Source organism: Frankia sp. CcI156 (genome assembly GCF_001983015.1).
Classification (GTDB): Bacteria; Actinomycetota; Actinomycetes; order Frankiales; family Frankiaceae; genus Frankia; species Frankia casuarinae.
In genome coordinates this window covers 90,820-115,806 of record NZ_MOMD01000022.1, presented here as the reverse complement: position 1 = coordinate 115,806, position 24,987 = coordinate 90,820, and the positions used below count along the sequence as shown (strand labels likewise).

The following is a 24,987-nucleotide window of genomic DNA, read 5'->3' as shown; positions in this document are numbered from 1 at the left end:
CTGCGCTCTTTTGTGTGACCGGCGGGTAGCGGTCAGATTGCCGTTCATCGTCCTTCCCGTGTCCCCGACGCAAGATCGGCGATTTCTGGGCGCCGGAGGCGTCGTTCATCGTTGATCCGTTGCCAAAACGGTCATTGCTCGCCAGGATTTTCGGGTGCCGACGCGAGGCGTGCGAGTAGTCCGAGTCGGCCGATGGAAATCAATCCAGCGACAACGAGGGTGAACTTTATTTGGCGAGGTGGTGCACTACGATTACTCAAGGTGATCGAATGCGGAGGTGTGAGGCGCCGTTCCGGCGCTGAGGTTGGACTGAGGTAATGGAATGGCTACTGTTAGCAGCCATTCGGGGGTGGTTCGCGGCCGTTCGGGAGCACGATGACGGCCGTCGGGGCGGCGGCCCGTCGTGAGCGGCCCCGTGCGGCCCCGTGCGGCCCCGTGCCGGATCGGCGCCGGTCGGGTGGGCCAGGCCGGGTGGGACCGCTGCGGGGCCGCGGTCGGCCGCTACAGTCGGCCTATGAGGCTTGCGGTGATTGGCGGTGACGGGATCGGCCCCGAGGTGGTGGCGGAGGGGTTGCGGGTGCTGCGCGCGGTACATCCCAAGGTCGACACGACCGAATACGACCTGGGTGCCCGGCGCTGGCACGAGACCGGGGAGACGCTGCCCGACTCGGTGCTGGAGGAACTGCGCGGTCACGACGCGATCCTGCTCGGGGCGGTCGGTGATCCCGGCGTGCCCAGCGGTGTCCTCGAGCGTGGCCTGCTGCTGCGGCTGCGGTTCGAGTTCGACSATCACGTCAATCTCCGGCCGGTGCGGCTCTATCCGGGAGTCCGCTCGCCGCTGGCCGGAGATCCGGCCATCGACATGATCGTGGTGCGGGAGGGCACGGAGGGGCCGTACGCGGGCGCGGGGGGTGTGCTCCGGAAGGGGACGCCCCATGAGGTGGCGACCGAGGAGAGCCTCAACACCCGGTACGGCGTCGAGCGCGTCGTGCGCGACGCGTTCCGGCGGGCCGATCGACGCGAGCGTCGCCACCTGACTCTCGTGCACAAGAACAACGTGCTGACCAAGGCCGGCGACCTGTGGTCGCGCACCGTGGCCGAGGTGGCGCCCGAGTTCCCCGACGTGCGCGTCGACTACCAGCACGTGGACGCGGCCTCGATGTTCTTCGTGACCGATCCGGGTCGGTTCGACGTCGTCGTGACGGACAACATGTTCGGTGACATCCTCACCGACATCGGCGCGGCCATCACCGGCGGGATCGGCCTGGCCGCCAGTGGCAACCTCGATCCCTCCGGTGTCCACCCGAGCATGTTCGAGCCCGTGCACGGCAGCGCCCCGGATATCGCCGGCAGGCAACTCGCCGACCCGACGGCCACCGTCGCCTCGGTGGCGATGCTACTCGATCATCTCGGCCACGCCGAGGAGGCGGCGAAGGTCGAGGCCGCCGTCGCCTCCTCCCTGGCGGATCGTGCCGCCGCGGGAGCGGCCCAGCCGTCGACCCGGGAACGTGGCGAGGACCTTGCCGCGCGGGCTGCGGGCTGAGTTCTCGTCACGCCGGTCTTCTCGTCACCCCGCCACGCCGGTCTTCTCGTCACCCCGCCACGCCGCCGGTGGAGGCCGGATGGTTGATCGCCGCGGGGCCCTTCCGGTCCAGGTGCGTCGTGGTTATTCTCTACGGGAGCCGTAGATCCGGTAAGACGGCAGCCGACAGGGCCCCACCACGGCGAAGATCGGCGGATTCGTCATCTCCTGTTCGCTTCGTCGCACTTTGGCCTGGAGTCGCCGTGCCTATCACCCCAACCTCGAAGATCTGGATGAGTGGAGAGTTCGTCGACTGGGACGACGCCCGCATCCACGTGCTCAACCCGACCCTGCACTACGGGTGGGGTGTGTTCGAAGGCATCCRCTGCTACGAGACGGCCCAGGGGCCCGCCGTGTTCCGGCTGACGGACCACATCGCCCGTCTCTACCGCAGTGCCAAGATTTATGTGATGGAGCCGTCCTTCACGCCGGAGCAGGTCGTCGCGGYGACGAAGGAGACCATCGCGGTGAACGACATCGCCTCCTGCTACATCCGGCCGCTGATCCACCTCGGTTACGGTGAGATGGGGCTCAATCCGTTGCCCTCTCCTGTCGAGGTCATGATCGCGGTGTGGCCGTGGGGTGCCTACCTTGGCGAGGAGGCGGAGGAGAACGGCGTCCGCGCGATGATCTCCTCCTGGAAGCGGAACGACCCGAACATCACGCCGCCGGCGGCCAAGGCGTCCGGGCAGTACCTCAACTCGTCCCTGGCGAAGGTCGCGGCGGTCAAGGCCGGTTACGACGAGGCAATTCTGACCAGCCCCAACGGCCACATCGCCGACGGCACCGGGGAAAACGTCTTCATCGTCTCCGGACGCAAGGTCATCACTCCGCTCCTCACGGACGGTCCGCTCGGTGGCATCACCCGCGCCTCGATCATGAGGATCGCCGCCGACCAGGGGTACGAGGTGATCGAGCAGCACATCGTGCGCACCGACCTCTATCTGGCTGACGAGGCGTTCTTCACCGGCACGGCGGCCGAGATCGTGCCGATCGTCGAGGTGGACGACCGGCAGGTCGGGAGCGGGAAGCCGGGCCCCGTCACCCGGGAGCTGCTGGAGATCTTCCACCGCGCGACCCGAGGGGAACTGGACCGATACCAGGAGTGGAACGAGTTCGTCCAGCAATAACGCCGTGGCCGGCGTCGTCGCGGGCGTTCCACGTTGCCCCGCGTCCCGGCCAGGGCCGTGAGCCCGGCCCCGCGTGGCCGGGCTCACATAATGCCCATGCCGAAGCATCGTGTGCTCTGGTCAACACGGCAGGCAGGGCCTACCGTCGCGAGTAGCAGTTTTCACGAATGCACAAGCGTCGGGAGGGCGTCGTGCGGGTTTCGGAGGGTATGAGTTCCCTTGTTCTCATGATCGGCCCGGGGCACACGCTTCGCCAGGCGGCGAGGCTGATGGCGGCGCGCAAGGTCGGTGCCGCGGTCGTCCACGATGCGGACAGCGAGGGCTACGGGATCCTGACCGAACGGGACGTTCTGCGGTCGATCGCCGCGGCTCAGGATCCGGATGTCGAGATCGCGGGTGACCATCTCACCCGCGATGTCGTCTTCGCGGATCCGGAGTGGTCCTTGGACGAGGCGGCTGCCGCGATGCTGCGAGGTGGTTTTCGGCACCTTATCGTTACCTCGGGTGGTGGCGTAGCCGGAATCCTCTCCATGCGCGACGTGGTACGTTGCTGGAGTAGTCATCATGTTACGGTATGATGTCGACTGTGTCGTACGCCGGGAATGCTTGCGGTCTGCCGCCGCATCCGATCCCGTCGTCCGGGGTAGTTGGGGAACATGAGGCAGGCGGACGGCGCTACGGTCACCGCATGCACGACAACGAGGCGGTCGCCCTGCTCCGAGCGACCACGCTGCTGAAGGAACTGCAGGAGGAGGACCTGTTGCGGCTCGCCACACGAGCCGTCACGCGACGTTTCCGGCGTGGACAGGTTGTCTTCACGGAAGGMGAACCCGCTGACACCCTTCTGGTGGTCGCCTCCGGACGGTTGAAGGTGCTCACGAAGGCCGATGACGGCCGTGATCACGTTTTGAACATTGTCGGGCCACGGGAAACCCTGGGAGAACTCAACATCGTCGAAGGGGGGACCCGGTCCGCCGGCGTCGAGGCGCTCGAACCGAGTACCGCGCTGGTTCTCGACCGCACCGCGGTGTGGGAACTCGTGCGGGAACGACCGGCCGTCGCCGAGCAGCTCATCCGAGCACTGGTGGCGCACGTGYGACGCCTCACCGGAGCGAATGCCGACCTCGTCTTCCTCGATCTGCCGCGACGCGTGGCCAAGTTGCTCCTGCTGCGGATGCGGGAGGCAGGGCGTCCAGTGATCGAACTCGGCCTCACACAGACCGAGATCGCCTCGCTGCTCGGCGGTTCCCGCCAGTCGGTGAACCAGGCGTTGCGCGAGTTCGAGCGGAGGACCTGGATCCTCTYGGAAGGTCAGACCATCACGATCCTGCAGGTCGACCGGCTACGTCGGTTCGCGGGGGACTGAGATCCTCCGCTATGGCGCACGCCACACCCGTCACATGTCGGGCCTGTTACATCGTAGGCTTGTCACCCGGCGGCGAACCCGTCTCCGTCGCGCGCTTCGGTCGCTGACCCCTGGGACCGGGCGCGTGGCGGCCCCAGGTTCCCGAACTCTGCTCGGTTCGGCGTGCCGGAGGTTGTCCGGACCGCTCGGCTTGGCCGGGGCGGAACGACCCAAGATCCTTGCGGAGGGGCGCCCCGTGCGGCCATACGATCCCGATTCCCTGCACGTCTATGACACGACATTGCGGGACGGTACCCAGCAGGAGGGGCTGTCGCTCTCGGTCGGCGACAAACTCGCGGTGGCCCGTCACCTGGACGATCTCGGCGTCGGTTTCATCGAGGGCGGCTGGCCGGGATCGAACCCGAAGGACGCGGAGTTCTTCACCCGGGCGCGCGGCGAACTGAACCTGACGACCGCCGTGCTGACCGCCTTCGGGGCCACCMGGCGGGCGGGCCGCGCCGCCGCGGACGATCCCCAGGTGGCGGCGCTTCGGGACGCGGGGACCTCGGTGGTCTKCCTGGTCGCCAAGTCGGATCTGCGCCATGTCGAACGTGCCCTGCGCACCACCCCGGCCGAGAACCTCGCGATGATCCGGGACACCGTCGCGCATCTGCGCGCGGAGGGAAAGCGGGTGTTCGTTGACGCCGAGCACTTCTTCGACGGCCATCGGGTGTATCCCGACTACGCTCTTGAGGTCGTCTCCGTTGCGGCCGAGGCCGGTGCCGAGGTCGTCGTGCTGTGCGACACGAACGGCGGCATGCTCCCGACGCGGATCGGCGCGGTCGTCGCCGATGTCCTCGCCGCAACCGGCGCCCGGCTCGGTATCCACTGCCACGACGACGCCGACTGCGCGGTCGYGAACACCCTGGTGGCGGTGGAGGCCGGCGTCACCCACGTGCAGGGCACCGCAAACGGCTACGGCGAGCGGTGCGGGAACGCCAACCTGCTGAGCGTCATCGCGGGCCTGGAGACCAAGTTGGACCGGGCCGTGCTGCCGCCCGGGCGGCTGCGTGAGCTCGTCCGGGTCTCTCACGCGATCGACGAGGTCACCAACTCCGTGCCCGACCCGCACCGGCCGTACGTCGGGGCCAGCGCCTTCGCGCACAAGGCCGGCCTGCACGCCAGTGCCGTCAAGGTCGATCCGGACCTGTACCAGCACATCGACCCGGCGGTCGTGGGCAGTGACATGAGGATGCTGGTCTCGGAACTCGCCGGTCGGGCGACCATCGAACTGAAGGGCCGTGAGCTCGGCCTCGACCTGTCGAACCAGCGTGAGGCGCTCGGACGGGTGGTGGACCTGGTCAAGGAGCGGGAGGCAGCCGGATACGTCTACGAGGCCGCGGAGGCCTCCTTCGAACTCCTGCTGCGCGACGAGGTGACCGGCCGGCAGCGGTTCTACACCCTCGAATCCTGGCGCGTCATCGTCGAGCAGCGTCCGGGCGGCGAGGTGGCCAGCGAGGCGACGGTGAAGCTCACCTCGCACGGCGAACGCCACGTCGCGACGGCGGAGGGGAACGGACCGGTCAACGCTCTCGACACGGCACTGCGCAACGCGCTGGAGAAGGCGTATCCGGGGTTGGCCGATCTGGACCTGGTGGACTACAAGGTTCGGATCCTCGACGGCAAGCAGGGGACCGGCGCGGTGACCCGGGTCCTGCTGGGAACCAGCGACGGCCGCGAGCGCTGGGACACGATCGGCGTGGACGAGAACATCATCGCAGCCTCCTGGGCGGCCCTGGAGGACGCTGTCGACTACGGACTGCGGCGGCAGGGGGAGAGCCCGGACCCGGTCGCGCCCTGACGCCGGGCCCCACCCCCGGGCGGGCCGCGCCCGGGGGTGGGGCCCGGCGTATCGCCCGCGGAGCAGCCCGCCGCCGCGGGCCGGTCCGCCGGCTACGTGCGGTCAGTCCTGCGGGATCTCCTCCCACCACTGGCACCACCAGTCGCCGCCGACCAGAACGCGCAGCTTCGGGTGCCAGCAGTAGGCGATGTCCTTGTCGGTGTCCAGGTAGTACAGGCAGTTGTCGCACCGCTCGTCGCCGTTGGGTTTACCCCGCAGGATCGCGTCTTCGGCCAGGTGGCCCAGTTTGACGCTCAGCTCCTCGTCGATCGGCTTCGGCTCGGGTGCGCCGACGTCGTAGACGGGGGTGGTGTCGGTCTCGCTCACCGTCTTCCTTTCCTTTCTTCTGCCGGTCCTCTGCCGGGTAGCTTGCCGGGTAGCTCCGCGGTGATGTCGGCCGTCCGCGTCGGCTCTGGTCAGTACAGGACAGCGGGACCGGGTGGCCGCCATCCGCTRGTGGACCAGGCGGTGGACCAGGCGCGGATTCTGGCCTGATTCTCGGTCACTCGTCACCGTTCTGGCGAACCTGATCAGGCCCCGGCCGTGGTCATGTCGGTCATACAAGTCATACCCGCGGCGTGGCGGGGCCGCCCACCGGCCGGTCGTGTCAGCGCCTTCCGCGGGCTCGGTACGGTTTGGGGGTGCGTATCGCGAGGTTTACCGATGGTTCGGAGCCTGGGTTCGGGGTCGTGGAGGGGTCGATCGAGGCGGGTACGGCCGTGATCCGCGGCATCACCCCGCATCCGTTCGGTCCGTTCTCCTTCACCGGCGTCCGCCGGGGGCTCGGCGACGTGCGGCTGCTCGCTCCCGTGCTGCCGAGCAAGGTGCTCTGCGTGGGCAAGAACTATGYCGACCATGTCCAGGAGATGGGCGGTGACACCCCGCCGCAGCGTCCGATCCTCTTCCTCAAGCCCTCCACCAGTGTCGCCGGCCCGGGCGATCCGATCATCCTTCCGTCGGACAGCGAGCGGGTCGACTTCGAGGGCGAGCTGGCGATCGTCATCGGYCGGCTGTGCCGTGACGTCCCGGTGGAACGGGCCTTCGAGGTGGTGCTCGGCTACACCTGCGCCAATGACGTGACCGCTCGCGATCAGCAGAAGGCGGACGGCCAGTGGACCCGGGCCAAGGGCCATGACGCCTTCTGCCCCCTCGGTCCCTGGATCGAGACGGATCTCGACCCGGCGGATCTGCCCATCCGCACCACCCTGGACGGCGAACTGCGCCAGAGCTCCCGAACCGGCCTGCTGCTGCGCGACGTCCCCTCGTTGATCGCCTACCTGTCGTCGGCCATGACGCTGCTACCCGGCGACGTGCTGCTGACCGGAACGCCCGCGGGCGTGGGGCCGATGTCACCGGGGCAGACGGTGGCGGTGACAGTCGAGGGCATCGGGACGCTCACCAACCCGGTGACGGCTCGCTAGCGCCCGCGGTGCGATCCTCCGCCGGGTGGCCGTGGATCGGGTGGCTGCCGGTCGTTCCCGATGCCCCAGCCACGGGACGTGACGGGGATGACCGGCGTACATCGGCACCCCGGCGCGCTGATGTGCCCTCTGCATGAGGTACAGTAGGCAGCGCCCGGACAGGGCCCATGGGGTATGGGGTAATTGGCAGCCCAACGGATTCTGGCTCCGTTAGTCTAGGTTCGAGTCCTGGTACCCCAGCTGCACCAGATCTACCGCTCGGTTGAAACTGGCCGCTATGCTGTATAGTGTGACACGGCTGTATGGTGTGATACGCGCGTAAGCGCGTAAGTAAGAACCAGAGTCTTGGCCCCGTCGTCTAGCGGCCCAGGACGCCGCCCTCTCAAGGCGGTAGCGCCGGTTCGAATCCGGTCGGGGCTACACAGTGATTTTATCTTTGATTCTTCGCAGAGGGTGAGAGATGCGCCCTCGCACCAAGACCATCGATGGCCCCCGGATTCCTCTCCGGGGGCCATYGTCATGTCGGGCGCGATCCGGGCCTACCGCACAACCTCGAACCGCAGCATGGCCGCGGGGTGGCGGGCCATCGTGCACGCGCGGCAGCCGCAGGACGCCGGGCCTCCGCGGCCGTGGACCACTTCGATCTCGGTGTCCGGGGTCGAGGCCACCAGGCGCAGCTGGGGGCGCGCGGCTCGGGCCATGACGGCGGTCAGCGCGGGATCGTCGGTGGCACCCGGCTGCGGCGGGCCGATCCGACCCGCGGTCGACGGGGCGATCGCGGAAGCGGTCGAGGCTGTCAGGGCCACTGAGGGCACGGTGTCCTCCTCCATGGGGGGCCGTCTCGGGGCCACCCCGCGGACCACAGCCTGGCGGGGAGAGCGAGGTCCGCGCCATGCTCCGTTGAGCCCGGTACCAGGTGGTGCAGATGGCCTAGTCAAACCTGGGCACTGTCGCCATGCGACACCACCCTTGACAACCATGGTGCTCCAGCACCGGATCGGTACAAACTTGCGCGGATGTCCACCGTCAGTCCATCGACACCCGAACGCGCACGGCGTCGGCATGGTAGTGCGCATGTGGGGCGCGCCGCCCGCCATGCTGGTCGGCTGCGTCCGCCGGGATCGGCACCGGAGCAGGTGGACGTCCTGCCGGGAGTTGCCCGGCGCATCACCTCGCTSCTTCCCCAGGGCCGCGGTCTGCCCATCGAGGACTGGACAGCCCGTCACACGTTGATGTGCCTGGTGCTGGCGATGCACCCGCCGGTCATCGTCTGTTACGCGATCTGGCGCGACCTGAGCCTCGTGCACGGCTTTCTGGCGGCCAGTCTGCCGGCGCTGCTGTTCGCCTCCGCGGTGGTGCCCGGCCGCCGTCGGGTCCGTGCCCTGGCCGCCAGCCTCGGGCTGTTGTGCTGTTCGGTCGTCCTCGTCCATCTCTCGGGCGGCCTCACCCCGATGTACTTTCACTTCTTCGTGGTCGTCGCATTGATCGCGCTCTACGAGGAGTGGACCGTCTACCTGCTGGCGATCGCCTTCGTGTTCGTCGCCAATCTGGCGATCGGCAACATCATCTCGGCCGACGGGGAGTTGCTGGACAACGCCTGGCTGGTGGCCGGCCTGCACGCCGGCTTCATCTTCGCCCTTGCCTGCGCACAGATGGTCTTCTGGCACTACAACGAGCAGTCCCGCCGCCGGGTGGAGCACTACCGGCAGCAGCTCTACGAGGGTCAGCAGAGCCTGATGGCCCGGTTGGAGGAGACCGACAGGATCCGCAGCGACCTGGTTGCGACGGTGTCGCACGAGTTCCGCACGCCACTGACCGGTATCCGCGGAAACCTGCTGACCATCAAGCGCCGTCGCGACCGGCTCTCGGACGCCCAGCTCGACGATCTGCTCGATGCGGCGGTGAACTACTCCGATCGCCTCTCCCGCCTGCTGGAGAACATGCTCACGGCCGCCACGGCCACCGGCACGGACGAGACCACCATCGCCGATCTGCCGGAGGTCGTCCGGCACGTGCTCGCCACGCTCTCGTACGCCGGGTCGCCAAGCAGCGTGACGGTGGATCTTCCGCCAGAGCTGCCGGTGCGGATGGYCCGGCAGGCCCTCATCCAGGTGGTCGCGAACCTCGTCGACAACGCGCTGGTGCACTCCTGGCCGGGAGCGCCGGTACGGCTCATCGCCGGCCGGGTGGGCGACGAGGTCGTCCTGCGCGTCCGCAATCCCGGGCCCGATCTCGACCCCGACACCATCCRCCAGCTCTTCGAACCGTTCACCCAGCGGGACAGCACGGCGACCCGCCCCACGGACGGGGCCGGCATGGGGCTCTATGTCGTGCGACGCCTCGTCGAGGTACACGGGGGACGGCTGCGGATGTCCTCGGAGAACGGCGAGATCATCGTCGAGGTGGACCTGTGGGCRGCGACCAGCCTGGCGGCGCTCGCGCCGGAGCCTGAGGCGGAACTACCGGTTCCGATGCCCCTGCCGCGCAGTATCCGGGTTGACGAGGAGCCGGGTAAGCCACGGCTTACCGGCGGGCCACTCGCTGGTTCCCGGGACGACATCCGCTCGTTGCCCATGGACCGTTTCGGCTGAGCGGGGCGGGAAGACCGTTCCCCGCGCCGGGCTGATCCCCGTGCGGGGCTGATCCCCGTGCCGGGAAGGCGCCGGGACCTGCCCCGCCGGCGGCCCGATGGTCAGGCGTTCAGGTCCTGGCCGTCGATGTCGATGTCGATGTGGGGGTCGGGGCCGGGGCGGACGCTGGGGGCTTGGTGCAGGCCAGGGTCAACGTCACCGTCGTGGAATGGCGTGGACGCTGTCCGGTGGGGGAGTACGCCGACACCTTGCTGGTCTCGCTGTTGCTGCATGACCCGTTGACCGCGGTGGAGGTGAAACCGGCGAGGGTGAGCTGCCACTTGGCGTCCGACTCGGTCATTCCGATGACGCCGGGTACCTGCGCGCAATCCTCAACCTGCAGGTTAATCGTGGCTGTTTTGGCAATCTTCCCCGACTTCGGGGACTGGTGCGCGACGGTGTCGACCGCACCGGCGCCGTAGCACCCGAAGGCCTTACTGAGGTTCGTGAAGCCCGCCGATTTCAGGGTGTTCTCCGCCGTGGTGAACGAGCTGCCCTCGGTGTTGGGAACGGTCGCCGTGCCGTCGTCGGTGGGTGACGGGGACGGGCTGCTCCGCGCCGTCGGGCTGTTCGTCGGCGTGGCCCCCGTGGGGCTGGCCGCAGGCGCCGTGCCGGCGCCGGGAGAGGGAGATCCCTTCGCGCTGGGCCGCGGGGTCGCCCCGCCCCCGGAGAGGCTCGTCGGGTTGACCCCAACGGCCACGCCCGGAGCGGCTCCGCTGGTTCCGAAGCCGGAACCGCCCGAGGCCGCCGCGGCGGACACCCCGCCGGGACCGTCCGCGCTCAGTTCCGCGCCGGTGCCCCCGCTGGAGGCGAGCGCCCAGCCGCCGGCACCGGCGACGAGGGCGACGACAAGGCCCGCACCCGCCGCGATCCGGCTACGCCGCCGCCGGTCGGCAGCCGCCCGCGAGGCGGCCGCGGCCCCACCGATCGGGGGGCCGGGTTGGTGGTTCGCCGGGATCGCCGACATGACTGTGTTCGTGTCCGCGGCCGGGGCGTCGGAGCGGGCCGGGACCCGCAGCGCCGGCTGCATGCCGGTCGGGGCGTCACCGTCCCACCCTCCCCGGCCGCCGGTGGCCGGGGCCATCCGGGTGCGCTCGACGCCGCCCTCCCGTCCACCGGCCTGCGTGCCACCGGCCTTCGTGGCGGTGGTCAGCGGACTGCCCGCGATCTGCGTGTGCTCCAGGTCGGACCAGGCGGCTGCGCCGACCGCGTCGCCCGCCCCGACCACGCATCCCGCGCCCCCCGCCGCGGCCACGGCGGCGGAGCGCACCACGCGCTGCGTTCCCGTGGCGGGGGAATGATCCGCGCTTCGGGCCGCGGACGCGCCGGCGAGTGCGGAGAGCTGGATTCGGTTGTCATGCTCGGCATGGCTGCCTGGCCTGGACGCGTAGCCGCCCCCCCAACGGCTGGCCTCGAGCGCCTCGACCAGGTCCTCGGCCGCGTCGGCGGCGCTCACGGGCCGCCCCCTCGGGGACTTGGCGAGCATTCCGGCCAGCACACCCCACACCGGCGCCGGCACACCCTGGATGGGCTGGGGCTGTTTTTCGCGGTGCGCCTGCAGGAGCTCGGCCGGGTTGGGGGAGTCGAACGGCGGYGAACCCGCGAGAAGCTCGTACAGCACGACTCCCGCCGAGTACACGTCCGCTGCCGGGGTGGGTGGCGCGCCCGTGCTCAGCTCGGGAGCCATGTAGAGCGGGGTCCCGATCGGCCCGGTGACGCTGGTCCGGGACGAACCATTGATCATCTGGGCGATCCCGAAGTCGGTCAGGCGCACGATCGGATGAGCCGGATCGGAAGTGTCGATGAGTATGTTCTCGGGTTTGACGTCCCGGTGGACGACGCCGGCGGCGTGCACGCTGTCGAGCGCCCACAGGGTGCCGACGACGAGCCGGACCGCCTCCTCCACCGGTCGAGGCCCGAACTCGCGCAGATGGGTCCGCAGGTCGGGACCGTCAACCAGATCCATGACTATGGCGAGCACGTCGGGTTCGTTCACCAGATCGCGTACGGCGACGAGATCCGGGCTGTCGAGGTCGATCAGAAGGTCCCATTCACGCAGGAAGCGCTCCACGATCTCGGGATCGTCGGCGAGCTCGGGGCGCAGCACCTTGATGGCCACGGGAGCACCGCCCGAGACGGCGGCGCCCCGCCAGACCTGGCCGGTCGTACCCTGCCCGAGTATCTCGTGCAGCACGTACCGCGAACCCAGTTTGCGCACCGCGCGTTGTCCCCTTCTTTGGCGCCGCCCGGGGCGGCCGAACCTACGACGGCGCCGCTGCGGGCGGCGGCGGCCCGTGGGCGGAGCCCGCAGCGTCATCCGGACGAGCGCACCAGTGCGCGGGCGAGCTGTATCGCTTGCACTAGATGCCAATACCCGCATGGGTCATCCGGCCTACTGTTCCGATCATCCGAGACGGACGACTCGAACAGGCTACGACGTAGGGCGGCGAAGCCGCGCGGCGGGGGATACCCCTGCGCGGTGGAGCCGCCGCCCGCCACCGGCAGATGTAGCCCGGGCAGTCGCGGGCGTGGGGTCCGAATGGGGGATTCAAAATGGCGAATGGCAAGAACGGCCGACGAAAAGGTCCGGTCGCGTGTTTTGTGGCCGGGGAAAAGTTGCGGTGGTCCACCGGTTGGTGGCCGACGTCCGGTGGCCGGCGGTTGGTGGCGGGTGGATGCAGGCGAGTGGATATAGACGAGTGGTGTGTCAGCCGACGGCCGGTGTCGAGAGCCGGGCCGCCGCGGCGAGGACCGCCGCGCGGTGCCGGCGCCCCGGCGACCGGGTGAGCCGCTCCACCGGTCCCGACAGGGACACTGCCGCGATCACCGTTCCCGTGCCATCGTGCACCGGGGCGGACACGGACGCCAACCCCCTCTCGCGTTCCCCGATGCTCTCCGCCCAGCCACGATCGCGCACCCGGCGGAGGACAGCTTCGTCGAACAGGGCTCCGGCGAGCAGTTCCGGCTCGGGATGCGCCGCGAAGGCGAGGAGGACCTGAGCACCGGACCCCGCGGTCATCGGGAGTGCGGCGCCGACGGGCACGGTGTCGCGCAGGCCGCTGGCGCGTTCGGAGGCGGCGACGCAGTGGCGCAGGGCCCCGCGCCGCACATAGAGCTGGGCACTTTCTCCGGTCACCTCACGAAGCTCGGCGAGAACCCGGCCGGCCCGATCCAGCAGGTCCCACGGCAAGGGGGTCGGGGTCCCCGCGGCGAGCCGCGGCCCGGAGACGAAGCGGCCGTCGGCGGTCCGGCCGAGCAGGCGGTGGACCTCGAGAGCCTGTGCCAGCCGATGCGCCGTCGCGCGGGTGAGCCCGGTTCGGGCCACCAGATCAGCCAGTGACGCCGGTCCCGCCTCGACGGCGGTCAGCACGAGGGCTGCTTTGTCCAGGACTCCGACTCCGCTAAGCTGTTTCACACATTGATACTGTCATCCCACATCATGAGACAACAAGCTGTGGGAGAGGGAAACTCATCACCACGCCAGAAGAGGGGAGAATGGGTTGCCCATGGGGCGCACACTTGCGGAAAAGGTCTGGGACGCCCACGTGGTGCGGCGCGCCGACGGTGAACCGGATCTGCTGTACATCGATCTGCACCTGGTTCACGAGGTCACCTCGCCGCAGGCGTTCGAGGCCCTGCGGCTGGCCGGGCGGCCCGTGCGGCRTCCGGAGCTGACCCTCGCTACCGAGGATCACAACGTCCCCACCACCGACACGCTGGCGCCGATCGCCGATCCGATCTCGGCGGCCCRGGTGGAGGCGCTGCGGAAGAACTGCGCCGAGTTCGGCGTGCGGCTGTACCCGATGAACGACCCGGGCCAGGGCATCGTGCACGTCGTCGGCCCCCAGCTCGGGCTGTCCCAGCCCGGCATGACGATCGTCTGCGGTGACAGCCACACCTCCACCCATGGCGCGTTCGGGGCGCTGGCCTTCGGGATCGGCACCAGCCAGGTCGAGCACGTCCTCGCGACCCAGACGCTGCCGCAGCGCAGGCCGAAGACGATGGCGATCACCGTGGCGGGCGACCTGCCCGTCGGGGTCAGCGCGAAGGATCTCATCCTGGCGATCATTGCGCGGATCGGTACCGGCGGTGGTGCCGGCCACGTCATCGAGTACCGCGGTGCGGCGATCCGGGCCCTGTCGATGGAGGGCCGGATGACGGTCTGCAACATGTCCATCGAGGCCGGCGCGCGCGCCGGGATGATTGCGCCCGACGACGTCACGTTCGAGTATCTCGCCGGGCGGCCGCGTGTCGCCACCGGTGCTGCCTGGGAGGAAGCGGTGGCCTACTGGCGCACCCTCGCCTCCGACTCCGACGCGGTCTTCGACCGGGAGGTCGTGATCGATGCCGCGAGCCTCACGCCCTACGTCACCTGGGGAACCAACCCGGGCCAGGCCGCACCGCTCGGATCGCTGGTTCCCGCGCCCKCCGACTACCCGGACGCGGCCGCGCGGGCCTCGGTCGAACGAGCGCTGACCTACATGGGCCTCACCCCCGGCACCCCGTTGTCCGACGTCACCGTCGACACGGTGTTCATCGGATCGTGCACCAACGGGCGCCTGAGTGACCTGCGCGCCGCCGCCGACGTGCTGCGCGGCCGGCGGRTGAGCGAGGGGGTCCGGGTCCTGATCGTTCCCGGCTCCATGGCGGTGAAGGCGCAGGCCGAGGCGGAGGGGCTCGACGAGGTCTTCCGAGCGGCGGGAGCGCAGTGGCGCAGCGCCGGCTGTTCGATGTGCCTCGGCATGAACCCCGACACGCTTCGGCCCGGCGAGCGCAGTGCCTCGACGTCGAACCGCAACTTCGAGGGCCGGCAGGGGCCGGGTGGGCGCACCCATCTCGTCTCGCCCGCGGTCGCCGCGGCCACCGCCGTGACCGGTCGGCTGACCGCTCCGGCGGATCTGTAGCGCGCCCGGCGTGGATCGTCGGTCCACGCACGACGGCGACCGTCGTTCATCCACGACTTCTTTGAGAGGGGAGCGTTTCCGCGATGGAGGCGTTCACGATTCACACCGGGCGCGCGGTGCCGCTGCGCCGCAGCGACGTCGACACCGATCAGATCATTCCAAGTGAGTGGCTCAAGCGGATCGAGCGGACGGGATTTGGCGCCGGCCTGTTCGCGCAGTGGCGCGCCGACGACGGCTTCGTGCTGAACGAACCAGCGTACGCCGCGGCGTCGATCCTACTGGCCGGCTCGGACTTCGGCACCGGTTCCTCGCGGGAGCACGCCGTCTGGGCGCTGCAGGACTACGGGTTCCGTGYCGTGCTCTCSCCCCGGTTCGCGGACATCTTCCGCGGCAACGCCCTCGGCAACGGCCTGTTGCCGGTGCAGCTGTCGGCTGAGACGGTCGAGGCACTCACGTCCGCGGTCGAGGCCGATCCCACGATCGAGATCACTGTCGATCTCGTCGCGCGCGAGGTCCGGGGCGCGGGGCTGGTGGCCACCTTCGACCTCGACGACTTCACCCGCTGGCGGTTGATGGAGGGGCTCGACGACGTCGGGCTGACCCTTCGCCACGAAGATATGATCACCTCTTTCGAGGCCGGTCGGCCCGCCTGGTCGCCGACCACCGCCTAACGCCCGGGGCTGTCACCCGGCCACCGGCGTCCGGATGCGCCGGTTCCCGAGCACCGCACCATCCGCGGGGACGGAGTCGGATCCGGTCTCGGTCGGGGGTTCACGGTGGTGCGTGTCGGATCTCACATTCAGGAAGGTGGGATGGGTGGCGGGTGCGCCGGGGGGGCGTTCCCCATCTCTGTGGGGATGAAGCGACTGTCGCGGCCGGCTTCCGGGTAGCTACCCATCGGAGTGGCATCAGCGATGTCGGGGGCATCCGGCTACCAAAGGGTGACATTGCGCCCAAACCAGAAGGCAATTCTCGCTACTGAACGTAATTAATCTGCCGAACGGGCTATGTCGCCCGGACCCTACGCATCCCGTCGCCCACCGGAGCGAACCCGTTGACGTGCGGGTTTGTGTGACGCGACACGCTCACGGGAATTGCCCTCGACAGTGGAGATGCCTACGGTGCAGCGCAGTGTGATGCCCGATCTGCTCCCCACCCCGCGCCCGCGGGGGGCGTCCGGAGGTTGTTGTGAACAAGTCCCAGTTGGTTGACCGCATCGCCCAGCAGATCGAGGGCGGGCGGTCGAACGCCACCAAGGCCGTCGACGCGGTGTTCGACGCCATTCAGGAGGCCGTCGCGAGCGGAGAGAAGGTGACCATCACCGGCTTCGGCGTGTTCGAGCGGGTGGAACGGGCCGCCCGCACAGGTCGTAACCCGGCGACGGGTGAGCCCGTGCACGTCGCTGCCTCGGTCGTGCCGAAGTTCCGGCCCGRCTCCGAGTTCAAGTCGAGCGTCTCGGCGAGCAACGACTGACCATCGGTGCGGGCGCCGGGCTTACCGGTGCCCGCGCCGCATGGCGTCGGCCATCAGGTCGTGCTGGTAGTCCGACAGGCGAACGTCGTCCGGCCCGGTCGTGCGTCGTTCCCAGCGGCCGTCGGACTGCAGCACCCAGGCGGACACCTCGTCGGAGAACGCATGGTCGAGCATCTGCCGCAGGGTGTCTCGCCGGTCCGGGTGCGGGACGCGCACGAGTGCCTCGATACGGCGGTCGAGATTGCGGTGCATCATGTCCGCGCTGCCGATCCAGAACTCGCCAGACGAGGTGAACTCGAGGACCCGGCTGTGCTCCAGGAACCGCCCCAGGATCGAGCGCACGTGGACCGTCTCCGACAGGCCCGGCACTCCGGGACGTAGGGCGCAGATCCCGCGGACCAGGCAGTGCACGGGTACCCCGGCGATGGAGGCGTGATACAGCGCGTCGATCACCTGTTCGTCGACAAGGCTGTTGACCTTGATGCGGATCCCGGACTCCCCGCCCCCCCGGGCAGCCTGGGCCTCGGCTTCGATCCGCTGCAGGATGCCGTCCCGCATGTGCTGCGGGGCGACCAACAGCGAGCGGTACTCCGTCTGTCGGCTGTAGCCGGTGAGGACGTTGAACRGGTCGGTGAGATCCGCGCCCACGCCCGGGTCGGCGRTCAGCAGCCCGAGGTCCTCGTAGAGCCGAGCGGTCTTGGGGTTGTAGTTGCCGGTACCCACATGGCAGTAGCGGCGCAGGCCGCCGCGTTCCTGGCGTACCACGAGGCAGGTCTTGCAGTGGGTCTTCAGGCCGATGAGACCGTAGACCACGTGGCAGCCGGCCCGTTCCAGCTCGCGGGCCCAGCGGATGTTGGCGCTCTCGTCGAACCGGGCCTTGATCTCGACGAGGACGACGACCTGCTTTCCCGCCTCGGCCGCGCCGATGAGGGCATCCACGATGGGGGAGTCCCCGGACGTGCGATAGAGCGTCTGCTTGATGGCGAGAACATGCGGATCGGCCGCCGCCTGCTCGATGAACCGCTGAACGGACGTGGTGAACGAGTCGTAYGGGTGGTGGACGAGGATGTCGCCCTCCCGGAGCACGCTGAAGAAGTCCGGTGTCTCGCCGTCATCGGTCGTSAGCCGCCGATGTGTGATCGGGACCCGCGGCGTATCTTTCAGCTCCGGGCGGTCGAGGTCGTAGAGAGCCCACAGGGTCGACAGGTCGAGCAGGCCGGCGACCCGATGTACCTCGCGCTCGGTGATCTCCAGCTCCCGCATCAGCAGGGTGAGCAGATCATCATCGATGTCGGCGTCCACTTCCAGGCGGACGGCGGGACCGAACCGGCGCCGGGCGAGCTCGCGCTCCAGAGCCTGGAGCAGATCCTCCGCCTCGTCCTCCTCGACTTCGAGGTCGGCGTTGCGGGTGACCCGGAACAGATGGGAGTCGATCACTTCCATGCCCGGGAACAGCTGGGAGAGATGGGCAGCGATCACTTCCTCCAGCGGGACGAAGCATGCGCTCGCCTGGGGGGCCAGACCCCCCGGGACACCGGCCGTGTCGGTAGGCTCCACCGCTACGGGGACCAGCCGAGGAACGTTCTGGGGCACCTTCACCCGGGCGAAGCGGTCGACCTCCCCGCCCGGGTCACGGACCTGGACGGCCAGATTGAGCGACAGCCCGCTGATGTAGGGGAAGGGGTGCGCCGGATCGACGGCGAGGGGAGTGAGCACCGGGAAGATCTGTTCGTGGAAGTAGTGGTGCAGCTGATCACGCTGGGTCTCGGTCAGCTGGGGCCAGAACCGGATGCTGATCCCGGCATGGGCCAGCGACGGCCCCACCTCGTCGGTGAAGCATCGCGAATGCCGCCGGGTGACCTCGGCCGTCATCGTGCTGATGAGATCGAGTTGTTCCCGGGCGGTCAGCCCGTCGGCGGAGCGGACGGCCAGTCCCGTCGCCTCGCGTCGCATCAGCCCCGCGACCCGGACCATGTAGAACTCGTCCAGGTTGCTGGCGAAGATCGCTAGGAACTTCGCGCGCTCCAGCAGGGGCGTGGACACGTCCWCGGCGAGCGCGAGGACCCGGGCGTTGAAGTCGAGCCAGGACGCCTCCCGGTTGATGAAGCGGCCGGCGGGCAGGTCGGACGGCGCCGGCTGACGCGGCGCCTCCAGGGGCTCGAGCAGGCCACTGCGGGCCTTGCGCTGAGGCTGTTCAGGACGGGTCGCCATCAGCTCGCTCATGCCTGTAGATGGTGCCAGTCCCCGATGGACTCGGCAGCATCGATGTGGCATCTCTGGCAGCGGGGGCCGGGCGGGACCCGCATCGCCGGTCTGACCCCGATCCGGACACTGGCAGAGACCGCGYGGCACGCGAAGTATTCGCCTACTCTTTGTGATATAGCGATCACGCGCTACGGTGCCGAGAAGCGCCGTCGCGCTCGTTTGTACCTTATCGTGATGTAGCGGGCCGTTTCCGTGGTCCGGTCGGATCCCTCTGCCCCAGGCGGCCGACTGCCCCAGGCGGCCAGCACAGGGGGAGGAGGGCGGGACGAGGGATGCTCGTCGACGCCGCCGCGATCGCCGCGGGCCTGACCGCGACACTGAGTTGTGCCCGGGCCGGTCGCCGTCTCGGTCGAGTACGGGGCCGCTGGTTGGTGTGGCTGTCCTTCGCGCTGGCGACCTGGACGGTTGGACAGGCCGGATGGATGCTGCACCGCTGGGACGGGGCATCGGTCGGAGGGCGGACGGCGACGGATGCCGSGTATCTCACCGACGCCGGCCAACTCGCCATGCCGGTCCTCGCACTCGCCGCCTTCGCGGCTGTTCCCGCGGGTCGGGCGCGTCGATCACGACCGCGCGCGGGCGTGCTGGCGCCGGCAGGGATGGCCGGCCTCGCCGGGGGCACCCACCGCTGGCCGCCGAGTTCCTCGCGGCTCACCCGCGTCGCCGGGGCGGGCGGCGAGGGGGTGGCCGCCGCCTACCCGCGCGCCAGTCCGGCCACCGCGTTCGACGAGGTCATACTCGGCAACTCCCTGTTCCTGCTCGCCTGGTCCGGGGTGCTCGCCGGGATCGACGAAGTGGACTCCTCCCGCCCGCCGCAGCCGGTGGAGCATCTCCTCGCGGTTGCGCATCCGATCGTCGTGCTGCTATTGATCATCGCATTCCTGCACGTGGCAGGCTTCCGGCAACCGGTGGACCTGCCCGCCGTCGCGATCGCCGGAACCGGACTGGTGTGCCTCGCGGTCGCCGGCGTATGGATCGTTCAGCTCGACGGCAGGGATCCCACGATGACGGGTTCCTGCTCGGTCGCCGGTGCCCTGTTGATCGTCCTTGCGGCATCGCGTGCCGGCCGGGGGGACGGCCGGGAGAACGGCTGGGAGGACGGCCGCCGGTCTCGCCGGTGGCCCGTTCACGGCGAACTGCTCGGATGRCTGTGGCCGGCGGTCCCCTATGTCGCCGCGGCCGTGGTCGCGGCGCTTCTGCTGGGGCGGGCCCACGGCGGAGTCATTCTCGATCCGGTCGAGATTATCGGGGGTGCGACGCTCGTCCTCACCGTCCTCGTCCGGCAGCTGACGACCCTGCGGGTGAGTCAGCGGTTGGCGAGCCGGGTCGGCGAGGCCGAGCACGAGGTGCGGCACTGGACATCCCATGACCCGTTGACCGAGCTGGCCAACCGCACCCTGTTCCACCAGCGGCTCACCGACGCCCTCGCCGCGAGCCGCCACGACGGCCGTGACGTGGCCGTCCTGTACTGCGACCTCGACGACTTMCGGGTCGTCAACGACAGCCTCGGGCACGCCRCAGGTGATCATCTGCTGCGCGCGGTCGGGCAACGGCTACGACACTGCGTAGGCACGTCGGACACCGTGGCGAGGCTCGGCTCCGACGAGTTCGCCGTGCTGTTGGACGGTGGGCGGGAACTGCCCGAGACCGTCGCCGAACGGGTCCTGGCCGCGCTGCGCCAGCCGGCGCAGGCCGCCGGTCACCTCTGGCCGGTCCGCGGGAGTGTGGGGCTGGTCGTCGCGTGCCGGACCCAGGAGACCACCGAGGCGCTGCTCCGGCGGGCCGACACGGCCGTCCACACGGCAAAACGAACGGGAAAGAACCGTCTGGTGGTCTACCGGCCCGGACTGTGCCCGCCCAGCGCCGGCACGCACCTCGCCGACGCCTTGGCCACCGCCCTGCGCARGGGAGGACGGTCGGCCGGCTTCGACGTGCACTACCAGCCCATCGTGCGGCTGCGCGATCGCAGTCCGGTCGCCCTGGAGGCCCTCGCCCGATGGACGGAGYCGGGGCGTGGACCGGTGCCACCGGGCACCTTTGTCGCGGCCGCGGAGGACGGCGGCATCGTCGGCGCCCTCGACGACATGGTCCTCACCCAGGCCTGCGCGGAGGTCGCCGTGGCGTACCCGGCCTCGGCACTGCGGCTGCACGTGAACGTCTCAGCCAGCAGGATCGCCGACACCACGCTGCTCGACAGCGTCGCCCAGGCGCTGGCGGCCAGTCGGTTCGACCCGGGCAGGCTGGTGGTCGAGATCACCGAAACGAGCCGGATTGACGATCTGCGCGGCGCACGCGAGGTGTTGAACGAGGTTCGTGCGCTGGGGGTGGCGGTCGCGCTCGACGATGTCGGTGCCGGCCACAGCACATTGGCCGCCCTCCATCAACTGCCGGTGGACGTCGTGAAGCTCGATCGGACGCTGCTCGAACCACCGCCCAGGGACGGACACCGGGTGGCGACGATGCGTCGATCGATGATCAGTCTCGCGCACGCCCTCGGTGCCGTCGTCGTGGCCGAGGGCATCGAGCGGGAAGGACAGATCGCCGAGCTCGAGGAGCTGGGTTGCGAGCTGGGTCAGGGATACTTCTTCGCCCGACCTGGTCCGCTCGCGTCGCTCACGATCCGGCGCTGGGTTCCGCCTACGATCCCCGGTGGTACGGACAGCCCTGACTCCGCCGAGGTGCCCGATTCGCCGCCGGATCCGCCGGAGTCCTCCGCCACGAGCGGGGAGTGATACCCGGCGGTCAGCGCCGCCCTGGTGGCCCGGCCTACCCCCAGGTCCCGGGCCTGCGCCAGATCCGCCAGCGTGTCGACGTCACGTCGCAGTCCCGGTACCGAGCCACCGAGGGTTCCCGTCAGATCCACCGCTCCGGAGSGACGGTGCGTGGCGTGACTGTGTGGTCCGAATGCGGGCTGCAGGGTGGCGCCGGCCGACGCGGTCAGCAGAACGGTTCCCGTTCCGGTCGCGTCGGCGAGAACCGCTCGACGGTGCTGGCTCGCCTCGGACAGCGCCTGATGCAGCTCGGGGGGGCGCAGCGCGGGAAGGTCGGCGGAGAGGGCAGCCACCGCACGGGTGGGCCAGCGGGCCGAGGCCAGCGCGGCGCCGTGCACCAGAGCGGGATTGAGACCTCGGTCGGGTTCGTCCGGAATCACGACGAGCCGAGCACTCCTCGCAGCCGGGGAAAGATTCGGTTGATCTGCGCCAATATAGTGGGAATTGAGGAGAGTCGACAGGGCGTGGTCGGMCGTCCGATCGTTCGTTACGATCATCACGGCGCCGACCAGATCGGTCTCGGACTCAAGTACCGCCATCACCGTGTCCAAGGCCATCGCAAGGGCCAGCCGGCTCCGGTCGGGGCGGTCCAGCCGGGTCTTCGCCCGGGTGAGGTTCTTCAGCGGCAGCACGACCGTCCAGGACACTCCGTTTCGTGGGAGCCACACGAAGGCGACCATAGGCCATGCCGACCCCGCGGTGCGCCGGGTCCTGCGTGCGCGGGCTGAACGCCGGAGCCGTGGCGCGTCCCCGGCATGCGGCGCATCCTGCGTGGTACCCGCCAGATCGGCGTCTACGGTCAGAGTGAGGACGCGGCGGACGCGGCGCGATGCGAGGTGTCCAGCCGGCCGGGCGTCGATACCAGGCACRCGATCCATCCGGAGGGCACAATTATTGTCGATTCCCGCCACAAGGTAGAAAACGCCTCGATCGGTGGCGCCTTCCTCGTACCCATCGTCGGGGTCGCGATCACTCCCCCCGCTCGGCCGGACGTTTCCTGGGGAACCAGGTGAGACGGGCCGCGGTGCTTACGGCCGGGTCCTGGGGAAGTGTGTTCGCGAAGGTCCTCGCGGATGCYGGAGCACGGGTCAACCTGGTCGCCCGTGACCCTGAGATCGTCCGGGCGGTCAACACCCGCCAGKTCAATCCGCGCTATCTRCCGGCGATCCAGCTGCCGGACCGGGTGCGCGCGATGTCCGACGCGGGGGAGGCGCTGGCCGGCGCGGAGTTCGTGGTGCTGGCCGTACCGTCTCAGGCGCTGCGCTCCGTCCTCGCCGGATGGGCGCCCCTGATTGGGCCCGACGCCGTCTACGTCAGCCTGATGAAGGGGGTGGAGGTGGGCAGCCAGTTGCGGATGAGCGAGGTCATCACGCAGGTCACAGGCGTGTCGCCGGACCGGATCGCGGTGGTGAGCGGTCCGAATCTGGCGCCCGAGATCGCCGCCGAGCAGCCGGCGGCGACTGTGGTCGCCAGTACCTCGACGAGCACGGCGGAGGCCGTCCAGGCGGCGTGCTGGACGCCCTATTTCCGCCCCTACACCAACACCGACGTGATCGGCTGCGAGCTGGGCGGAGCGATCAAGAACGTCATCGCACTGGCTGCCGGCATGCTGGAGGGAATGGGCTTCGGCACCAACAGCCTCGCCTCGTTGATGACGCGCGGCCTGGCCGAGACCCTCCGACTCGGGGTCGCGCTGGGTGCCGATCCGATGACATTCGCGGGACTGGCGGGACTGGGGGATCTCGTGGCGACCTGCGGCTCCCCGCTCTCGCGCAACCGCACCTTCGGCGAGAAACTCGGGCGTGGCCTCACGCTCGCGCAGGTGGAGGCCGAACAGCAGCAGGTCGCCGAGGGGGTGCGCTCCTGCCGCCCCCTGCTCGCCATGGCCGATGACCTGGGCGTCGCCATGCCGATCACCCGCCAGGTCGAACGGGTCCTCTATGAGGGTCTTCCCCCGATGGAGGCCGTCAAGGATCTGATGAGTCGGGAGCCGGGCCCGGAGTACCGGCTCCGTCCCTGACCTGCGTGTCCCTGACCTGCATGCGCCTGGCCTGCACGCGCCTCACCTGCATGCGCCTGGCCCGGCAGCACCGTCGTTCCGGTCAGGTCGGGGCGTGGTCGGTGCCGGGGGCGAACCCACGGCCTGCGTGTCAATGAACGCTCCGATCGAGCGCAGCTTACCCACCGGGTCCTCGTAACCGCGTTCGAGGAAACGGGTCCCGCGGATGATGCTGGTGCCGTCGGCCACCAGCGCGGCCAGCACGTAGGCAAAGCCGGCGCGCAGGTCGGGGATCGCCAGATCACCGCCGGTGAGGGAGGTCGGCCCGCTCACGACCGCCGAATGCTCGAAGTCCCGGGACGCGAACCGGCAGGCCTTCCCACCGAGGCACAGGGTCGACAGGGCGATGTCGGCGCCCATCTCGGCCAGTTGTCTGGTGTATCYGAACCGGTCCTCGTAGATCGTCTCGTGGATCACGGAGGCACCCTTGGCCTGGGTGAGCAGGACGACCAGGGGCTGCTGCCAGTCGGTCATGAACCCGGGGTGTACGTCGGTCTGCACATGTGACGCGGTCAACGGCTGGGCCCGGAAGAAGGTCATGCCCCGCGGGGTGACCTCGAACTCGCCACCGAGCCGGCGGAGGTGGTTGAGGAAGGTCGCCAGATGTTCCTGGCGGGCACCGACCACCTCCACCCTGCCGTTGGTGGCCACCGCGRCCGAGGCGAAGGACGCGGCTTCGATGCGGTCGTGGATCGGGGCATGGGTGGCTCCCCGCAGTGCGTCGACCCCCTGCACCACGATCGTGCGGTCGACTTCCACGTCGACGAGGGCGCCCATCTGCTGCAGGAACATGATGAGGTCGATGACCTCCGGTTCCACCGCCGCATTCGAGATGACGGTCGTACCCTGCGCCCGGACCKCGGCCAGGAGCAGGTTCTCGGTCGCGCCGACACTCGGGAACGGCAGCGCGACATGGGTGCCGTGCAGACCCAGCGTCTTGACCTGGACGGAACGCAGCTGCTCGACGATCTCCGCACCCATGGCACGCAGGCCGGCGAGGTGGAAGTCGACGGGACGCTTGCCGATCCGGCAACCGCCGGGCAGCGGGATCACGGCTTCGCCGACGCSGTGCAGGAGCGGGCCCATCATCAGGATCGGTATCCGGTTGACCCCGGAGTAGGCCTCGGACAGCKACGCGTCGATGATCTTTTCGGTGGCGAGTCGCACAGTGTGCTCGTCCAGCCACTCCACCTGGGTGCCGAGTTCGGCGAGCATGCCCAGGACCACGTCGACCTCGGCGATCCGAGGCACCCGGGTCAGGGTGCACGGCTCTGGCGTGAGGAGGGTGGCGACGAGCAGCTTGGTGACCGAGTTCTTGGCCCCGGACGCTTCGACCGAGCCGGTGAGCGGAGCGCCGCCGACGATGCGATACCACCGTCGGTCCGTGCTGGTGGATGGTACCACTCCCGAGCTGTGCGCCCCCACGGGCTACCTCCACGGTGATGATGCGGATGCGTGACGTGCGTCAGGTCACGTGCGGCGGGGCGATTGAACCAGACGCCGCCGG

General features: G+C 69.5%; 19 protein-coding genes, 2 tRNA genes and 1 pseudogene. 15 read left to right on the top strand and 7 right to left on the bottom strand.

The annotated features are described in order from the left end of the window. The first annotated feature begins 514 nt into the window (after positions 1-514). The 5 genes from CcI156_RS10515 (at position 515) to cimA (ending at position 5,918) form a co-directional block, all read left to right on the top strand. Positions 515-1,543 carry a 3-isopropylmalate dehydrogenase gene (locus CcI156_RS10515; RefSeq protein ID WP_076805480.1) on the top strand — a complete coding sequence of 343 codons (1,029 nt, stop codon included), beginning with the start codon at positions 515-517 and terminating at the stop codon, positions 1,541-1,543. A 242-nt stretch (positions 1,544-1,785) separates the two neighbouring features. After that, the gene (gene ilvE, locus CcI156_RS10510) at positions 1,786-2,712 is read left to right on the top strand and encodes a branched-chain-amino-acid transaminase (protein WP_076805451.1); all 927 of its coding nucleotides are present in this window, start codon (positions 1,786-1,788) and stop codon (positions 2,710-2,712) included. A 191-nt stretch (positions 2,713-2,903) separates the two neighbouring features. Beyond that, positions 2,904-3,290: a cyclic nucleotide-binding/CBS domain-containing protein gene (locus tag CcI156_RS10505; protein ID WP_023840243.1), complete on the top strand. Its 387-nt coding sequence runs from the start codon at positions 2,904-2,906 to the stop codon at positions 3,288-3,290. A gap of 110 nt (positions 3,291-3,400) precedes the next feature. Continuing rightward, positions 3,401-4,078 carry a Crp/Fnr family transcriptional regulator gene (locus CcI156_RS10500; RefSeq protein WP_076805450.1) on the top strand — a complete coding sequence of 226 codons (678 nt, stop codon included), beginning with the start codon at positions 3,401-3,403 and terminating at the stop codon, positions 4,076-4,078. A gap of 235 nt (positions 4,079-4,313) precedes the next feature. Then, on the top strand, positions 4,314-5,918 hold the full coding sequence (cimA, locus tag CcI156_RS10495; protein WP_139341472.1) for a citramalate synthase: 1,605 nt from the start codon (positions 4,314-4,316) through the stop codon (positions 5,916-5,918). 102 nt (positions 5,919-6,020) lie between these two features. Here the strand turns inward: cimA and CcI156_RS10490 are convergent, their stop codons facing one another. Continuing rightward, positions 6,021-6,284, bottom strand: a complete 264-nt coding sequence (locus CcI156_RS10490; protein WP_011438003.1) for a hypothetical protein — start codon at positions 6,282-6,284, stop codon at positions 6,021-6,023. Positions 6,285-6,598: 314 nt separating this feature from the next. Between CcI156_RS10490 and CcI156_RS10485 the strand changes: the two genes are divergently transcribed. The 3 genes from CcI156_RS10485 (at position 6,599) to CcI156_RS10475 (ending at position 7,798) form a co-directional block, all read left to right on the top strand. Beyond that, on the top strand, positions 6,599-7,378 hold the full coding sequence (locus CcI156_RS10485) for a fumarylacetoacetate hydrolase family protein (protein WP_076805449.1): 780 nt from the start codon (positions 6,599-6,601) through the stop codon (positions 7,376-7,378). Positions 7,379-7,546: 168 nt separating this feature from the next. Beyond that, positions 7,547-7,618 (top strand) — tRNA-Gln (locus CcI156_RS10480). Positions 7,619-7,725: 107 nt separating this feature from the next. Beyond that, positions 7,726-7,798: transfer RNA gene (locus CcI156_RS10475), tRNA-Glu, on the top strand. A 119-nt stretch (positions 7,799-7,917) separates the two neighbouring features. Here the strand turns inward: CcI156_RS10475 and CcI156_RS10470 are convergent. Further along, on the bottom strand, positions 7,918-8,193 hold the full coding sequence (locus CcI156_RS10470) for a hypothetical protein (RefSeq protein WP_023840241.1): 276 nt from the start codon (positions 8,191-8,193) through the stop codon (positions 7,918-7,920). Between the two features lie 201 nt (positions 8,194-8,394). Here CcI156_RS10470 and CcI156_RS10465 point away from each other — a divergent pair, with 201 nt between their 5' ends. After that, positions 8,395-9,969, top strand: a complete 1,575-nt coding sequence (locus tag CcI156_RS10465; protein ID WP_076805448.1) for an ATP-binding protein — start codon at positions 8,395-8,397, stop codon at positions 9,967-9,969. A 109-nt stretch (positions 9,970-10,078) separates the two neighbouring features. On the opposite strand, the gene CcI156_RS10460 is transcribed toward CcI156_RS10465, so the two are convergent. Further along, on the bottom strand, positions 10,079-12,226 hold the full coding sequence (locus CcI156_RS10460) for a serine/threonine-protein kinase (protein WP_023840239.1): 2,148 nt from the start codon (positions 12,224-12,226) through the stop codon (positions 10,079-10,081). 489 nt (positions 12,227-12,715) lie between these two features. Beyond that, positions 12,716-13,423, bottom strand: coding sequence for an IclR family transcriptional regulator (locus CcI156_RS10455; RefSeq protein ID WP_011437998.1), 708 nt, complete (start codon positions 13,421-13,423; stop codon positions 12,716-12,718). Between the two features lie 91 nt (positions 13,424-13,514). On the opposite strand from CcI156_RS10455, the gene leuC reads away from it, so the two are divergent. The 3 genes from leuC (at position 13,515) to CcI156_RS10440 (ending at position 16,385) form a co-directional block, all read left to right on the top strand. Continuing rightward, positions 13,515-14,912, top strand: coding sequence for a 3-isopropylmalate dehydratase large subunit (gene leuC, locus CcI156_RS10450; RefSeq protein WP_076805447.1), 1,398 nt, complete (start codon positions 13,515-13,517; stop codon positions 14,910-14,912). Positions 14,913-14,995: 83 nt separating this feature from the next. Continuing rightward, the gene (gene leuD, locus CcI156_RS10445; RefSeq protein ID WP_076805446.1) at positions 14,996-15,583 is read left to right on the top strand and encodes a 3-isopropylmalate dehydratase small subunit; all 588 of its coding nucleotides are present in this window, start codon (positions 14,996-14,998) and stop codon (positions 15,581-15,583) included. Between the two features lie 517 nt (positions 15,584-16,100). After that, on the top strand, positions 16,101-16,385 hold the full coding sequence (locus CcI156_RS10440; protein ID WP_076805445.1) for an HU family DNA-binding protein: 285 nt from the start codon (positions 16,101-16,103) through the stop codon (positions 16,383-16,385). 21 nt (positions 16,386-16,406) lie between these two features. Here the strand turns inward: CcI156_RS10440 and CcI156_RS10435 are convergent, their stop codons facing one another. Beyond that, positions 16,407-18,608 carry an RNA degradosome polyphosphate kinase gene (locus CcI156_RS10435; protein ID WP_076805444.1) on the bottom strand — a complete coding sequence of 734 codons (2,202 nt, stop codon included), beginning with the start codon at positions 18,606-18,608 and terminating at the stop codon, positions 16,407-16,409. 314 nt (positions 18,609-18,922) lie between these two features. Between CcI156_RS10435 and CcI156_RS10430 the strand changes: the two are divergent. Further along, a pseudogene (locus CcI156_RS10430) lies at positions 18,923-21,286 on the top strand (putative bifunctional diguanylate cyclase/phosphodiesterase); the annotation flags it as partial. Here CcI156_RS10430 and cofC read toward each other — a convergent pair. Beyond that, complete coding sequence (cofC, locus tag CcI156_RS10425; protein ID WP_371681794.1) at positions 21,223-22,101, bottom strand: 2-phospho-L-lactate guanylyltransferase; 879 nt, start codon at positions 22,099-22,101, stop codon at positions 21,223-21,225. The pseudogene CcI156_RS10430 and the gene cofC overlap by 64 nt on opposite strands. A 75-nt stretch (positions 22,102-22,176) precedes the next feature. Between cofC and CcI156_RS10420 the strand changes: the two genes are divergently transcribed. Further along, on the top strand, positions 22,177-22,434 hold the full coding sequence (locus CcI156_RS10420; protein WP_076805442.1) for a hypothetical protein: 258 nt from the start codon (positions 22,177-22,179) through the stop codon (positions 22,432-22,434). Further along, the gene (locus CcI156_RS10415) at positions 22,431-23,441 is read left to right on the top strand and encodes an NAD(P)H-dependent glycerol-3-phosphate dehydrogenase (protein WP_175637568.1); all 1,011 of its coding nucleotides are present in this window, start codon (positions 22,431-22,433) and stop codon (positions 23,439-23,441) included. Before CcI156_RS10420 ends, CcI156_RS10415 begins: the two co-directional genes overlap by 4 nt. Positions 23,442-23,483: 42 nt before the next feature. On the opposite strand, the gene murA is transcribed toward CcI156_RS10415, so the two are convergent. After that, positions 23,484-24,905 (bottom strand): UDP-N-acetylglucosamine 1-carboxyvinyltransferase, encoded by a 1,422-nt coding sequence (murA, locus tag CcI156_RS10410; protein ID WP_076805441.1) that lies wholly within the window; start codon positions 24,903-24,905, stop codon positions 23,484-23,486. Positions 24,906-24,987: the final 82 nt, after the last annotated feature.